This window comes from Chryseobacterium sp. CH21 (assembly GCF_004119445.1).
Taxonomy (GTDB): Bacteria; Bacteroidota; Bacteroidia; order Flavobacteriales; family Weeksellaceae; genus Chryseobacterium.
Genome location: NZ_QICI01000046.1, coordinates 1 through 15,561 on the forward strand (window position 1 = coordinate 1; position 15,561 = coordinate 15,561).

Genomic DNA, 15,561 nt, shown 5'->3' on the forward strand with positions numbered 1-15,561 from the left:
CTTAAAAGTGCTTCGGGAATAAATTCTAAAACATCTTTAAGTGATATTTTGTGATCTTTAAAAACTGACATAAACAATTGATTATCAGCAATAAAGATACAAAAAATGAAATAATAAAACAAATTAAATGGCTGATAATCAATTAATTAAAATAATAATATTGAATATCTAAAAACAAAAAGTCGGAAGAAAAAATCTTCCGACCATGACTAGCTATTAAGCTGCTTTTAATTTATCTCATAAAGAATATTGTATTGATTAGCTCAACATTCTTTGTGCTTTCTTCACTCCTTCTACCAGAATATCAATTTCCTCGAAAGTATTATACACTGCAAAACTTGCTCTTACTGTTCCTGCAATATTAAAGAAATTCATAATAGGCTGCGTACAGTGATGTCCTGTTCTTACAGCGATTCCCATCTTATCAAGAATCATCCCTACGTCAGAAGCAATACCTACACCTTCTAAATTAAAGGAAACAACTCCGGTTCTATGAGCTTTTTCACCATAGATCTTAATTCCTTCTAATTCTAAAAGCTGTCTCTGGGCATATTCCAATAAAGCATTTTCGTGATTCTGAATATTGGTATATCCTACTTTATTCATGAAATCAACTGCTGCACCTAAAGCAATATTTCCTCCTACATTGGGCGTTCCAGCTTCATATTTAAATGGAAGACCTGCATAGGTAGTTCCTTCGAAAGAACACGTTGCAATCATCTCTCCTCCTCCATGAAACGGCGGCAAAGCTTCCAGTATTTCACGCTTTCCATATAAAATACCTGTTCCCATCGGAGCATACATTTTATGGCCTGAGAATACAAAGAAATCACAATCCATCTTCTGAACATCAATATTGAAATGCGGAGCAGACTGAGCACCGTCTATTACAACGTAAGCATCAGTATTTTTTCTTGTTTTAGCAATAATCTCCTCAATAGGGTTTACAATTCCCAGCGCATTGGAAACCTGATTAACAGAAACAACCTTTGTCTTTTCGCTTAAAAACTGATCAAAATGATCCATCTGAAGAATCCCGTTTTCATCAATAGGAATCACATGAAGTTTTGCTCCGGTTCTTTCACAAAGCATCTGCCACGGAACAATATTAGAATGGTGCTCCAGATAAGAAATAATGATCTCATCATCTTTCTGCAGTTTCTGTGTTAAAATATAGGCGATGAGGTTCAGTCCTTCTGTTGTTCCTTTTGTAAAAATAACTTCAAAATCATGCTCAGCATTGATGAATTTTTGGATTTTTCTTCTTGAAAGCTCCATTTCTTCTGTTGCCAGCTGGCTTAGGGTATGAATTCCTCTGTGAACATTGGCATTAAGTTCTGTATAATATGCGTGACAGACTTCCAAAACTGAATTTGGTTTTTGGGAGGTAGCTGCATTATCCAGATAAACCAGAGGTTTACCGTTCACTTCTCTGTCCAATATAGAAAACTGGCTTCTTATTTCCTGAATGTCAAACATTTATTTATTTTTTAAATTAAAACGTTCTTATTTAGAACTCTTCAAATTTACGGCTTTTTTTCCGAAAGGAAGTATGAGATAAGAAGTTGATAGTTATCAGCTGATAGAAATATTCGATAGCTTATAGTAGGGATAGTATATGAAGTAAGAATAGTAAAGAGCAAATTGTTGTTTATCTTTATCATACAAAAAAAACCTACCAATAAATTGATAGGTTTTATATTGTTTAAATAAGCAATTCTTATTCTGCTGCAGTTTCTGCTGCTTCAGGAGCTGCTCCTTCTTCAGTTGCAACTTCTTCTTCATCTTCATCATCCATTGCAGCTGCACCACCTTTCATTGCATTTCTAGACATCTTAACAGCAACTACTACTGCATTGTCTGGGTGTACAAAAGAGTAACCTTCTGTTTTGATACCACCGATGTAAAGTTTGTTACCAATTCTTAATGGAGTAACATCTACAACGATTTCGTCAGGTAGGTTAGCAGGGATAGCTTTTACTTTTAGTTTTCTGAAAGACTGACGTAAAACACCACCAGCAACAACACCTTTAGAACGTCCAGTAATTCTTACAGGAACCTCCATGATAACCGGCTTATCGTCAGATAACTGATAGAAGTCGATGTGAAGAATTTTGTCCGTGATTGGGTGAAACTGAATATCCTGAAGAACAGCTGGAATTGTTTTTCCGTCAACTTCAATAGATACCGTGTGTGCTTCAGGAGTGTATACTAATCCTTTGAAAGCTCTCTCTTCAGCAGAGAAGTTCAAAGGTGCTTCACCTCCATAAACAACACAAGGAACTAATTCAGCATCACGTAAAGCTTTTGTAGACTTTTTGCCCACGTTTTCTCTTTTTGTACCTTGAATTGTAATAGATTTCATTTATAAAAAATTTAAAAAATTATTTTGTTTTTAATTTGCAATCTGTTAAAAATCAATTAAATAACAAATTTACTACTAATTGATTTGTGCTCATGAACCATGGTCATAACATCTGCAAATAATGGGGCGCAAGATAGCACTTTTATTTTAGATGACAAATTATTTTTAACAGGAATTGAGTCAGTTACAATAACTTCCAAGAGTTTTGAGTTCTCAATATTCTCGTAAGCCTTACCTGAAAGCACTCCGTGAGTAGCCATAGCTCTTACTGTTTTCGCTCCTTTTTCAATTAAGATGTCTGCTGCTTTACAAAGTGTACCTGCAGTATCAATCATATCATCAATAAGGATTACGTTTTTACCTGTCACATCCCCGATAAGGAACATTTCTTCTACAACGTTTGCTTTCTTTCTTTCCTTGTAAGCAATTACTACTTCAGCACCTAAATGGCCAGCATAGTTTTTCGCTCTTTTTGCACCTCCCATATCTGGAGAAGCAATGGTAAGATTATCAAGATTTAAAGATCTGATATAATCCACAAAAATAGAAGAAGCATACAAATGATCTACCGGAATTTCAAAGAATCCCTGAATCTGGTCAGCATGAAGATCCATTGTCATAATTCTTGTTGCTCCTGCTGCAGTAAGAAGGTTAGCAACTAACTTAGCACCGATCGGCGCTCTTGGTTTGTCTTTTCTGTCCTGTCTGGCAAGTCCGAAGTAAGGAATTACTACGGTAATGCTCTTTGCAGAAGCTCTTTTCGCTGCATCAATCATTAGAAGAAGTTCCAAAAGATTGTCTGCAGGAGGGAATGTAGATCCAATCAGGAAAACTCTCCCTCCTCTTACGGATTCGTCCAATACAGGCTCAAATTCCCCGTCGCTGAACTCCTGAAAGTTGATTTTCCCTAATTCTTTCCCATAATTCTGGGCAATTTTCTCTGCCAAGTCCCTGCTGGTTCTTGTACAAAATAGATAACTTAACTGATCGGCCATTTTTACTTTTTAAAAGATTTTGCAAATTTAAAAAAAACCACAAGATTTACTCCTGTGGCTTCTAAGTTTTTATTTTATCAATTATTAAGGGAATTTAACTCCTGAATATTTGTTCGGATCTACCTGTGGAAGTGTAGACTTATATTTAGCGTTAATAGACTTAATAAATTCATTCGCTACAATCCCGTATCCACGACCTGTAAGGTGAACTCCATCTAATGAGAAAGCCCCTCCTGTTACGAACTTCGCAGTATATTTTACGCCGTCAAATGAAATACCGGATTGTCCGTTCAGTTCCAGCATTTTAGCTCCTGCATCTACAAAAGCCAATCCATAAGAATCAGCAAGTGATTTGATAGAGGCATTATATGCTGTTGTAGCTGTTTGTACATAGCCAGCTTCTGTTTTTGTTAATACATGCTGGTTTTGTAATGGGTAAGAAATACCATAAATATTTACCGGAGCCGGAACTCCTGCCGCAGTACTTCCAATCACAGAACTTGTAGTAAGTAAAATATAATCATCTGCCGTAGCCTGTCTAGCCTGTCCGAAGATCTGCCCAAATGCAGCAGCTGTTGGAGCCCCCAAAGAAGGAGTCAAAGCAGCAGTAAGCTGTGCTGATAAATCTGTAAGAGCAACATCTTTGATCAAAAGCGGACTTGGACCGGATGTAGAAAGTAAATTAATTCTATCTCCTGCCCCAAAAGCAGTAAGCGCCTGTTTCAACGGCCCATACAAGCTTGTATTAAGCGTCGCTAAATTTGAACCTAAAGTTGTAGGCGTCAAAGGATTGTAAGGAACGGTAGTGAAAAAAGGAACGGAAGTAACAGAAGGAATATTAGCAATAACACCTTTTGTTGTCCCTACACTTTTAAGACCATCTAAAACCGCCTTGATAGATCCCGCTACCAGTGCAGGATCTGAAATATCATTAGATTTATAAGTTGTCGGATTTGTATTTCCTGACTGCACTGTAGCAGTAGTATACGTTGTAACACCCCCTGTTGTCTGAGAGTTTGTTCCTCCGTTGGTAGCATATGATAATACATCATTATTTCCTATCCAAAGAGAAAAGAATGTTGCTTTCTGAGCCATAGCATCAGCCAGCACACTTGTTGTAGCAGAAGATGCAAATCTCACAAAATAAGGGTTAGCTGTTCCTGTAGCAAGACCCGCCTGGCTACCATATCCAGGAGCCACCAAATGGAAAGATTTTGCACCAGGCACCCCCATATTATTATAAGAACCTCCACCAGACAGAACATCCAGTGCGGCTGCCGGAGCACTTGGCACCGGACTCAGAGATCCGTTAACTACCTGAAGGTTCAATTTTCCAGGGAATCCCGGAAGATTGTTAAATCCTCCTACATCATTAGGCATCAATGGCAATTTAAAGTCTCCTCCACCTGCAAGTTTCATTTGCCCTGCAATCATATTAGGGTAAGATTCATTTTGACCACTGCTGTACAAAGCTCCGTCACGATATCCCGAAGTAAGTGAATTTCCCAGTGAAATATATTTCGTAAAATCTGCGTCACCTTTTGTTACCTGGATATCTTTCACATCCGTATCGAAATCCGTATTACAGCTTGTAACTGTAAAAAGAAGTGCAGAAACTGCAATTGTCGATATTATAATTTTTTTCATAGTCTTCTAAAATTAAAATGGATTATAAGATAAACCTAGACCTAAGTAGAATGCTGTAGCTTTCGATTGTCCGTAGAAACCTAAGTTAGCATTATCTACATTTCTGTATTGAGGCATTGCATATCCTCCGGCAATATCAACTCCGAATTGTTTCAACTTAATACCTATCCCTCCTGTTACAACATAAGTGTCATATGAAGGTGTTTCCGGAATAAAGTTATTTGTAGTATAAGGTGCTTCATCATAATAAGCCCCCAAACGTCCGTAAATCATATTGGTGAATGCATATTGAGTTCCCAATCTGAATGTTTTGGAGTTTCTGAAGTTTTTAGGACTGGTAAGAATAGTAGGATCTGACGGATTGTTTCCAATAGGAGCATTTTCGAAATCTAAAGTAAGCTTGCTGTATCTTTCCCATCCATGATAGTTAAAGTCTGCAGAAACCTGCCATTTCGGTGTTACTCTATAGGTTAAACCAATGGTATACTCTTCCACCAACGGAAGCGTTGCAGAGAACCCATCCTGTCCCGCAGCATTTAATTTCAACTGGTTATAGATAGATTGAGAAGGGAACTGGAAAGTAGCTGTACCATTTTTAGCCTTCATATCTATTGCTGAACGGTAAGCAATACTTACATCTAATTTCGGATCAGGTCTGAAGTAGAAACCGAAACCATATCCATGTCCGCTTGCTTTTTTATCATTGATATTTACCTGTCCTCCAAATTGTGTTACTGCTTTATCCCAATCTACAACTCCTTTTGCATAGATATAGCTGGCACCAAAAGATACCCAAGGAGCTAGTTTTACAGAAACCATTGGCTGGAAGTAGAAACTTTTCAGTTCTAATTTCTGGACCATTTCTTTACCTTCCCAGTCATTTGGCCACTTAATTGTACTTCCAAAAGGTGTTGTAACACTTAGACCTACGGTAAGCTTTTCTATCGGTCTATAAGTAATTGCGGCATAGAAAGGAGTTCCTACAGGGTTATCTGTCTCTGTACTTTGTAAAGTATTGAAGTTTTGAAAAGTAACCTTGTTACTTGCTGCAAACCCTCCTGCCACTACACTCAGTTTGGAAGGGATAAATGACATACCCGCTGGGTTAAAAAATGTCACACTCGCGTCTTCGGCATGAGCACTAGTATGCGCCATTGCCAATTGTTTTACCCCCTGCAGGGAAACTCTGAAGCCTCCTGCGTAAGATAGAACTCCCGCCAATAAAGCAGTTGATACTAATATTTTTTTCATAGACTATTATTATATAAGCCAAATATAAAATTATTTTGAATACGTCTGTTAATATTTGCCAATATTTTAAACAATATACTAAAAGAAAACTATGTTTAAAATAGTACATTCTGATAAATAAAAGATAAAACAATCATTATTAAAGCCTTAATATTATTTCAACTAAAAACATATTCAAGTGTTTAATTTTAAACAATTGTTTAACTTAAACATGATACCAAGATAAAAACAAGAAGAACAGAGTAAAATAATAATGAATGTTAAATTAAACAGTCATCAACTAAAAGTGTTAAATTAAAAAAAAACAAACCCTCTTCTATTCTCTTTAAAGCACCCATATTCCAGTCTCCGGCCTTTATTCTTGTTTAAAATAAGTAAATGTTTTATCCCGAATTCAGGTTATTTAAGTATTTTAGAATTACATAAAGATAAAAAAACATAAATTTGCAGATTATAAATAATAGAAATATGAGTTGTGGATGCAAAACATCCGGCGATTCTGCACATTCTTGCGGCCCTAAGAAAACCGCAAATGGTTGTGAAAATGTAAATACCTGCGGGAATAGTTATAAATTAAGTGTTTTTGACTGGCTTTCTAACATCAACAATCCGGCACCAAACAGGTGTGATTTTGTAGAAGTTAGGTTTAAAAATGACAGAAAATCGTTTTATAAAAATGTAAACAATATTCCTTTACATATAGGTAGCGTAATTACAGTAGAATCAAGTCCGGGACACGATGTAGGCGTTGTAAGCCTTACGGGAGAATTAGTAAAGATTCAGATGAAAAAGAAAAAGTTTTCTGAAGAATTGGCACTCAAAATATACCGACAAGCCAACCAAAAAGATCTTGAGGTGTGGCAGGAAGCAAGAAAAAAAGAAGATGGCGTAAAGCTGGAAGCAAGAAAAATTGCTCAGAGACTAGGCCTTGAAATGAAAGTTACTGATGTGGAATATCAGGGTGACTCTTCAAAAATCACTTTTTATTATACTGCAGAAAACAGAGTAGACTTCAGACAGCTGATCAAAGATTACGCCGGAGCGTTCCGTACAAAAATCGATATGAAACAGATCGGTTTCAGACAGGAAGCTGCAAAAGTAGGCGGAATTGGGTCTTGCGGACGTGAACTTTGCTGTTCTACATGGCTTACAGATTTCAGATCTGTAAATACCAATGTCGCAAGATATCAGCAGCTGAGTATCAACCCTCAGAAACTGGCAGGACAATGTGGTAAGCTTAAATGCTGTCTTAACTATGAACTAGACAGTTATCTGGATGCACTAAGCCATTTCCCTTCTTCTTCAACCACTTTAGAGACAGAGAAAGGAAAAGCATTCTGTATCAAAATTGATGTTTTCAAAAAGAAAATGTGGTTCGCTTATGTGGACAGTTCTATTGCATGGTATGATTTCGATATTGATCTTGTAAAAAAACTGATTTCAAAGAACAAAAGAGGAGAAAGAATACTCCCTCTTGAAGACCTTAAACAACCGGAACCTTCTGCTCATACGATTGACCTTATCCAGGAAAATAATGTGGATCGTTTCGAAAAGAAAAACAGAAACAACAACAGAAACAGAAACAACAACCAGAATAAGCAGAATAGCAACCCACAAGGACAACAGGGACAGCCACAAGGGCAAAAAAGAAACAGACCTGAAAGGCAAGACAGACCAGACAGATCTGAAAAACCTGAGAATCCTAACGCTAATGCTCAGTCCGGAAATCAGCCAAGACCTCAAAAACAACATCCGCAGCAAAAACCGCAAGCGGAAAAAGCAGAAGGAAATGCTGATGCTGGCAACAAGCCACAAAACAATCCGAATAAGAAGAAATTCAAAAAGAAATATCCTCCAAAAAAAGATAATAATGCATAAAATTTTAGGATTACTGTCACTTATCCTTTTCTTTAGCTGCAACTCTTCCTCAGGAGGAGATGTCATCATGAATTCCGTTGATAACAAATGGAATAAGAAAAGTGAGCAAAAATTTAATCTTGAAATTTCAGATCCGCAGAATCCTAAAAATATTATATTTGTTGTAAGAAATAACAACAGTTATCCTTACAGTAATATAAGGTTTATAGTGAATTTCACCAATCTCCAAAACAAAAAAAAGGAAACAGATACCTTGAATTATATACTGGCAAAACCAAATGGAGAGTGGCTTGGTACAGGGTTTGGTGATACGAAGGAAACTTTGTTTCAGTATAAAGTAAAGTATACATTCCCAACAAAAGGAAAATATGAAATCGGTCTGATACAGGCAATGAGGAATGACAACCTTGTGGGAATTGAGGATATTGGGGTAAAAATAGAAACGGCTAAACCGTAACCATAAATGGAAGAAAACAAAAAAAATGCAGGAAATAAGGGGAAAACATTTCCTCTGCCTCCCAAAAAAAAGAAAGATACCTCCTGGAGAAAATGGGTCTCATTCATTTGGATCGGACTTGTTGCAGTAGTTCTGGGAATTTCAGGACTTTTCTTTGCGGTCTCTCAAGGATTTCTTGGGGAAATGCCTGATGTAAAAGAACTTGAAAATCCAAACATCTTTGTGGCTTCAGAGATTATTTCTTCAGATGGAGTTACTTTGGGTAAATTCGAAAAAGAGAAAACACAACCTATCGTTTATAAGGATCTTCCTCCTTTCCTTATTTATGCCCTTCAGGCTAAAGAAGATGAGCGTTTCAAAGAACATTCAGGAATTGACCTTCAGTCTGTTGCCAGAGCCGTAGTTTTTGGCGGTGGCCGAGGTGGAGGATCTACCATAACCCAGCAGTTGGCTAAATTACTTTTCACAGGGAAAAGAGCGGACAATAAAATTAAAGCTGTTTTTCAAAAGCTTAAAGAATGGGTAGTGGCTGTAAGCCTTGAAAAAAGATATACCAAAGAAGAAATTGTAACCTTATATTTCAATAAGTTTGACTTTTTATACAATGCAAACGGTATTGAAATGGCTTCCAAAATATACTTCAACAAGAAGACATCCGAGCTTACTTTACCCGAAGCGACCATGTTTGTTGCCATGCTTGAAAATCCGGTAAAAAACAACCCGATGAGAAATCCGGAAAGAGCAAAAGCGAGAAGAGATGTTGTTTTGGATCAAATGCTAAAAACAGGTTATATAGATCAGGCTACTTTTGATAAAGCTGCTGCAACACCTATTACATTAGATTATCATCCCATCAAAAATATTAATGATGACTATTCTGCCTATTACAAATTTTATCTGAGAAAAGAGATTGACAAATATCTTGAAGCCAACGAAAAAGAAACCGGCAAAAAGCTGAACCTTTACAAAGACGGGCTAAAAATATATGTTACTCTTGATTCTAAAATGCAGAAATATGCGGAAGACGCCATCAAGGAACATTTAACGGATCTTCAGAAAAGATTTGATGCAGAACAGAGAGGAAGAAAGAACAGACCATTCTATTATCTGAATGACAAACAAATCAATGATGTAATGGTTCAGGCTATGAAAAGAACCGGCCGATACAAACTGTTGAAAGCCGACGGTATGCCTGACGACTCTATCATGATGGAATTCAAGAAACCTATCAAAACTTCACGATTCACATGGAGCGGAGAAGAAGAGATAGAAATGTCCCCTTGGGATTCTATCAGATATCACAAACAGATCGCACAGGCAGGTTTGATGTCTATGGTTCCGGGAACCGGAGAAATCAAAGCCTGGGTAGGAGGTATAGACTGGCAGCACTTCCAATATGACCACATTAAGCAAGGTAAGAGACAGGTAGGATCTACATTCAAACCTTTCGTATATGCAACTGCAATTATGAAACTGGGGATGACTCCTTGTTCAGCAGTTTCTAACGGAACTTATGATCATAACGGATGGCATGTACCGGGAAGAGGCGGAATGCTTACTTTAAAAGATGCATTGGCACACTCTCAAAACCCTGTTGCTGCAAGACTTATTGAAATGACGGGAGTAGATGCTGTAATCCAGACGGCAAGAGATCTGGGAGTAACAGAAGATATTCCAAGAAATAATACCATTGCTTTAGGTTCATCAGACATTACGATTTATGAAATGCTAGGTGCCTACAGTACTTTTGCCAACTATGGTAACTACATCAAGCCAGAAATGATCTGGAGAATTGAAGATGCCAACGGTAGAGTAATTAAAGAAGTAAACGCAGAGCCGAAAGAAGTCATGAACCCAATGTATGCATACACCATGATTGAACTAATGAAAGGGGTAGCACAATTCGGAACCGCTTCCGGAGAACTGGGAAGAAAAGGAATTTCTAAAGCAGTGGAAATTGCTGGTAAAACAGGAACAACTCAGAACAACTCGGATGGATGGTTCATGGGAATCACACCCAAATTAGCAACCGGAGCATGGGTTGGATGGGAAGACAGAGCAACTCACTTCTTTGGTACAGGTGAAGGTCAGGGTGCGAAAATGGCATTACCCATCTGGGCAATCTTCATGAAGAAAGTATGGGCGGATAAAAGTTTAGGAGTAACTCCTGATGATAAATTTATCAAACCTTCAGACTGGAAAGATGGCTGTGCTAATCTTAAAGGCTTAAGCGGAGGGTATGGAGACGACGGAAGTCTTCAGACTATTGATGAGATCAAAAATCCAAGACCTGTAGATCCTTCCCCTAAAAAACCAACAGAAAAGAAAGAGGATAACATTAATGAAAATCTTCATTCCAATGATGAAGTAGATTTCAATAAATAAATTCTCTTTTAGAAATATACAAGACCTTTCAATAATTTGGAAGGTCTTTTCTTTTATAATTAATACCTTTGAACTATGAATATCGAACGCATCAGACAGCCTTTCATCGAAAATTTCCCAGGTGATTTTTCTAACAACCCAATGCAGAGAAATACACCAAAGGTTTTATTTGCCACCACTAAACCCGCCGGTTTTGATAAACCCGAAGTAATTGCTTTTAACGAAGCCTTATCGGAAGAAATAGGATTAGGAAAATTTGAAGATAAAGATCTGGACTTTCTTGTGGGGAACAATCTTCCGGAAAACGTTCAAACTTATGCTACAGCTTACGCAGGACATCAGTTCGGGAACTGGGCAGGCCAGCTTGGGGATGGAAGAGCTATTCTTGCAGGAGAGATTACAAATGATTCCGGGAAAAAAACAGAAATCCAATGGAAAGGAGCCGGAGCTACTCCATACTCCAGACATGCTGATGGAAGAGCCGTATTAAGATCTTCTGTACGGGAATACCTGATGAGTGAAGCCATGTATCATTTAGGGATTCCTACAACAAGAGCATTGAGTCTGGCTTTTACCGGCGAAGATGTAATGCGCGATATTATGTACAGCGGAAATCCACAGCTTGAAAAAGGAGCCGTAGTCATCAGAACAGCTGAAAGCTTTCTACGTTTCGGACATTTTGAGTTAATATCTGCGCAAAGAGAATACAATAGTCTTCAGGAATTGGCAGATTTTACTATTGAAAACTATTATCCGGAAATTACATCATCTGATAGTCAGAGATACAAAGATTTCTTCAAAAATATTTGCATCCGTACTGCAGACTTAATGGTTGAATGGTTTAGAATAGGTTTTGTACATGGCGTTATGAATACAGATAACATGTCTGTTCTGGGATTAACAATTGATTACGGACCTTATTCTATGATGGATGAATACGATTTGAATTTCACTCCCAATACAACAGACCTTCCCGGAAGAAGATATGCTTTCGGAAAACAGGGACAAATTGCCCAATGGAATCTTTGGCAGCTTGCCAATGCCCTTCATCCATTAATTAAAGATGAAAAGTTTTTAGAAGACACTTTAAATAATTTCGGAACCTATTTCTGGGAAGCACATGATCAGATGCTCTGTAAAAAATTCGGGTTTGATCAGCTTCAAAAAGAGGATGAAGATTTTTTCACGAATTGGCAGGGATTAATGCAGGAACTTCAGTTAGACTACACCTTATTTTTCAATCAATTGGAGAAAATAACTCCAGACACCAACCTGAAAGATCATTTTAAAGAGGTTTCCTACATTATTTTTAATAAAGAAATGTTGGAAAAACTAGGTCATTTCATTACTAGCTATCAAAAAAGATTAGATTTAAATTCTATTTCAAAAGAAGATTCAGTAGCGATGATGAAAAAGACAAACCCCAAATTCATTCTTAGAAACTACCTCCTTTATGAATGCATTGAAGAAATCAGTAATGGCAAAAGAGAAATGCTGGAAAAACTTACCAAAGCCTTAGAATCTCCTTATCAGGAAATATATCCTGAGTTTTCTGCTAAAAGACCATCCGGCTATGATGACACCGCAGGATGCTCTACCCTTTCGTGTAGCTCTTAGTAAATTAATAACAAAAATACTTATTAACTAGTATATTTTTAACATATTAAATATTTTTCACTATATTTATAAAAATCTTTAATATGAAAAAATTGTATTTTCTTTAGCATTGGTATCATGCTTCTACAGTCATGCCCAAACGCTACTTTCGGAAAGCTTCGAAGGGACGACATTTCCTCCAACAGGATGGACAAAATCTAACACAAATGCATCAAGAGCATGGGATTTAACAGGTACCGTTTTTTCCGGAACCTCCGCCTCTTCTATTGAACTAAAAACAAGATTTACTATTGCCGGAACGAATTCTGCAACTATTGACTGGATCTCGGGAGCTAATACTGCAAATCTTGTAAGCCCAACTTTTAGCTTGGTGGGAGCCACAAGTCCAATATTCAGCTTCAAAGTAAAAGTGGGCTGGGGATATATGATAAGCCTGAATAAAGGTAACCTTCTTGCACAAATCTCAACAGACGGAGGAACCAACTGGACTACTCTTTGGAATGAAGATAGTGAAACAGCTTTCACCGATGATGGTGATGGCAATATAGATACTGACTTTTACAACACTGTTACCGTACAAAAAAGCCTTACCTCTTATATTGGCCAGGCCAATGTAAAAATAAGATTCCAATATGTTGCCAATGATGCCGATGCCGTTTCAATTGATGATGTTCAGGTTATTGCCAACGGAACCCTTGGTACAAACGAGACCACCAAAACAAGAACCAACAATCTCTCCATTTATCCGAATCCTACAAAAGGAGAAGTCAATATAAAAGTTGATAAAAAAATAAAATCAACATCCGTTATTGATCTATCAGGAAAAATCATTAGAATCAATAATTCCGGGAGCACAGACATCTCTTCACTTTCAAAAGGAACTTACCTGTTAAAAGTAGACTTCGCAGACGGAACGTCTACCACAGAAAAAGTGATCAAACAATAGTCACGTTTATACAATCTTTACATAACCACCAGCTTTTGGTGGTTTTTTTATTTTACTTTTGCAAAAATCTGACACGTGTCTTTTATCAAAACAAAAATTATCAATTTTTTCAAACTGATTTTTCCTTCCACTTATACTGAATTGGCAGTTTTTCTGTTTTTTATGATCTGCTATGGACTTTTAGGGTCATATATTGCGCTTCATTACAGAATTATTTTTGACAGCAGAATTCCATGGGATGCTTATTTTAGTTTTGATAACAAATCTATTCTGATGACAGGAGGTAGTTTTGAAAGACACCCCCTATCCTATTATTTTTTCAACTGGGTAAGAGAATTCTCTTTACTTATTTCAGGCGGAAAAATGGATGCCAGCTTCAGACTTACCCTGGCATGGCTTAGCAATATCATTATCACTTTAAATATTGTTCAGGTTTTCAAATATTTAAAGAACATTATCTGCCTTCCTCTTTGGCTAAGTGTTTTAATCGTTTTATTTTTCGGAGCTTTTTCTACCAATATAATACTATCATTCACCCCTGAGAACTTTACATACACTCTGTTTTTACTCTCCTTATACAATTACTATGCAGCGATAAAGCTAAGAAATGAAGAGAAAACACCCGCAATAGCCCTGTCACTGGCAGGAGTTACTATCGGAGGGCTTACCATTACCAATTTTGTGAAAGTTTTTATTCCTCTTCTTTTTGAAAAGGGTTTATTTAAAGATTGGAAGAAATTTGGAAACGCCGTAGTAAGAGTAATGATTACTGTGGTTTGTTTTGTTCTGCTTTATTTAAACAGAATTGATTTCAAATATCAGAATATCTTCTCTAAGACGAATCAACAGTATGAGAAATTCTCCAATGTAGAATCTATGCCTACATGGGACATGATTCTTTCTTTCTTTTTCGGAGGTAATATCCTTTTCCCCGGATTCATCATCTCGGATAAACATAACATGAAGGGATTTAATTTTAAAGGACTGTATATGGACCTTTACTCATCAGCTTTTCCTTACTTCTTTATAGCCATATTACTAATCCTCCTTATTTGGAGTTATTCTAAAAATTTCAAAAATAAATGGGTTCAGGTTATTGCCATCTCATTTTTCGTTGATATTGTGATCCACTGCGTGATGAGGTTTGGGCTTCACACTTCGTATATCTACGGAGGACATTTTGTTTTTGTCTACCCGCTTCTTTTAGGATGGCTATTTTATGCTTACAGATCATCACCAAAGATGATGTCATTTTTATCATTGACTCTTGCAGTATTATTCATTTATCTTCTGATCAATAATATATTTCGAATGGCAGAATTTTTCTGGTTTATGGAAACTTATTATCAATAAAAAAGCTGAGAAAATTTCTCAGCTTTTTTTATTATTTATTTCGAATAGAATCTTTTTTTATTTTGCTTCCGCACAGAAAATTCTATATTGTACAGCAACTGCAGATTTAAAATACTCTCTAATCTTTGAAAGGTCGCTGGCAGCACTTTGTTTAGTGAAATAACTTCCTGCCAGAATTTTATAATTCGGTCTTAAAGAAGCATCTGTTTCTACCTTAAGGTTAGGGAATCTTTTTCTGAAATAAGACTTAACTTCATTAGCCTCTTCATTACTTTTCACGGTTGTAATCTGGATTTTAAACCCTAAAATTCTAGGATTTTTCTTACAAATTTCAGCATTGGTAAGTTCTCTGTTCGGAACATAGATTTTGGGAGGTTTTGTATTGATCCCTGTAGAAATTCCACTATCATTAGAGCTGAAATCTTTAGGAGAATTGGCAGGAGCAGTTTTAGCACATTTTCCTTCAATTCCTTCCAAAGCAGCATTTATTTTGGAATCCATAGTCATAACAAGCTCTGTCCCGGAAAGGGTGTCCTTTTTAACAACTTGCTGGGCTCCAACACTATAAAAACCAAATAGTGATAATATCGAAAATATTTTAATCAAATTTCTCATTTAAACTTGTTTGCGCAAATTTATACAAATTAAAAAACTATACCAAACTAGT

The 15,561-nt window shown here is 36.8% G+C and carries 12 protein-coding genes; 6 read left to right on the forward strand and 6 right to left on the reverse strand.

The genetic code is table 11. The features are described 5' to 3' along the window. Positions 1-258: 258 nt before the first annotated feature. The 5 genes from BOQ62_RS08880 to BOQ62_RS08900 form a co-directional block, all read right to left on the reverse strand. The gene (locus BOQ62_RS08880) at positions 259-1,479 is read right to left on the reverse strand and encodes an aminotransferase class V-fold PLP-dependent enzyme (protein WP_129038779.1); all 1,221 of its coding nucleotides are present in this window, start codon (positions 1,477-1,479) and stop codon (positions 259-261) included. A 241-nt stretch (positions 1,480-1,720) separates the two neighbouring features. Continuing rightward, positions 1,721-2,365, reverse strand: a complete 645-nt coding sequence (locus BOQ62_RS08885; protein ID WP_129038781.1) for a 50S ribosomal protein L25/general stress protein Ctc — start codon at positions 2,363-2,365, stop codon at positions 1,721-1,723. Between the two features lie 56 nt (positions 2,366-2,421). Continuing rightward, positions 2,422-3,360 carry a ribose-phosphate pyrophosphokinase gene (locus BOQ62_RS08890; RefSeq protein WP_076596457.1) on the reverse strand — a complete coding sequence of 313 codons (939 nt, stop codon included), beginning with the start codon at positions 3,358-3,360 and terminating at the stop codon, positions 2,422-2,424. Positions 3,361-3,444: 84 nt separating this feature from the next. Beyond that, the gene (locus BOQ62_RS08895) at positions 3,445-5,007 is read right to left on the reverse strand and encodes a G-D-S-L family lipolytic protein (protein ID WP_129038782.1); all 1,563 of its coding nucleotides are present in this window, start codon (positions 5,005-5,007) and stop codon (positions 3,445-3,447) included. A 12-nt stretch (positions 5,008-5,019) separates the two neighbouring features. Continuing rightward, positions 5,020-6,258, reverse strand: a complete 1,239-nt coding sequence (locus tag BOQ62_RS08900; RefSeq protein WP_129038784.1) for an OmpP1/FadL family transporter — start codon at positions 6,256-6,258, stop codon at positions 5,020-5,022. A 468-nt stretch (positions 6,259-6,726) separates the two neighbouring features. Between BOQ62_RS08900 and BOQ62_RS08905 the strand changes: the two genes are divergently transcribed. The 6 genes from BOQ62_RS08905 (at position 6,727) to BOQ62_RS08930 (ending at position 14,894) form a co-directional block, all read left to right on the forward strand. Next, the gene (locus BOQ62_RS08905; protein WP_129038820.1) at positions 6,727-8,136 is read left to right on the forward strand and encodes a stage 0 sporulation family protein; all 1,410 of its coding nucleotides are present in this window, start codon (positions 6,727-6,729) and stop codon (positions 8,134-8,136) included. Beyond that, on the forward strand, positions 8,129-8,593 hold the full coding sequence (locus tag BOQ62_RS08910; protein ID WP_129038786.1) for a gliding motility lipoprotein GldH: 465 nt from the start codon (positions 8,129-8,131) through the stop codon (positions 8,591-8,593). The genes BOQ62_RS08905 and BOQ62_RS08910 overlap by 8 nt, the downstream gene beginning before the upstream one ends. 6 nt (positions 8,594-8,599) lie before the next feature. Then, complete coding sequence (locus tag BOQ62_RS08915) at positions 8,600-10,978, forward strand: transglycosylase domain-containing protein (RefSeq protein ID WP_129038788.1); 2,379 nt, start codon at positions 8,600-8,602, stop codon at positions 10,976-10,978. 75 nt (positions 10,979-11,053) lie between these two features. Next, positions 11,054-12,595, forward strand: coding sequence for a protein adenylyltransferase SelO (locus BOQ62_RS08920; RefSeq protein WP_129038790.1), 1,542 nt, complete (start codon positions 11,054-11,056; stop codon positions 12,593-12,595). Positions 12,596-12,704: 109 nt separating this feature from the next. Then, positions 12,705-13,541 carry a T9SS type A sorting domain-containing protein gene (locus tag BOQ62_RS08925; RefSeq protein WP_129038792.1) on the forward strand — a complete coding sequence of 279 codons (837 nt, stop codon included), beginning with the start codon at positions 12,705-12,707 and terminating at the stop codon, positions 13,539-13,541. A gap of 75 nt (positions 13,542-13,616) precedes the next feature. Beyond that, positions 13,617-14,894: a DUF6080 domain-containing protein gene (locus BOQ62_RS08930; RefSeq protein WP_228413858.1), complete on the forward strand. Its 1,278-nt coding sequence runs from the start codon at positions 13,617-13,619 to the stop codon at positions 14,892-14,894. 57 nt (positions 14,895-14,951) lie between these two features. On the opposite strand, the gene BOQ62_RS08935 is transcribed toward BOQ62_RS08930, so the two are convergent. Beyond that, positions 14,952-15,509, reverse strand: coding sequence for an SPOR domain-containing protein (locus BOQ62_RS08935; RefSeq protein WP_129038793.1), 558 nt, complete (start codon positions 15,507-15,509; stop codon positions 14,952-14,954). Between the last annotated feature and the right edge of the window lie 52 nt (positions 15,510-15,561).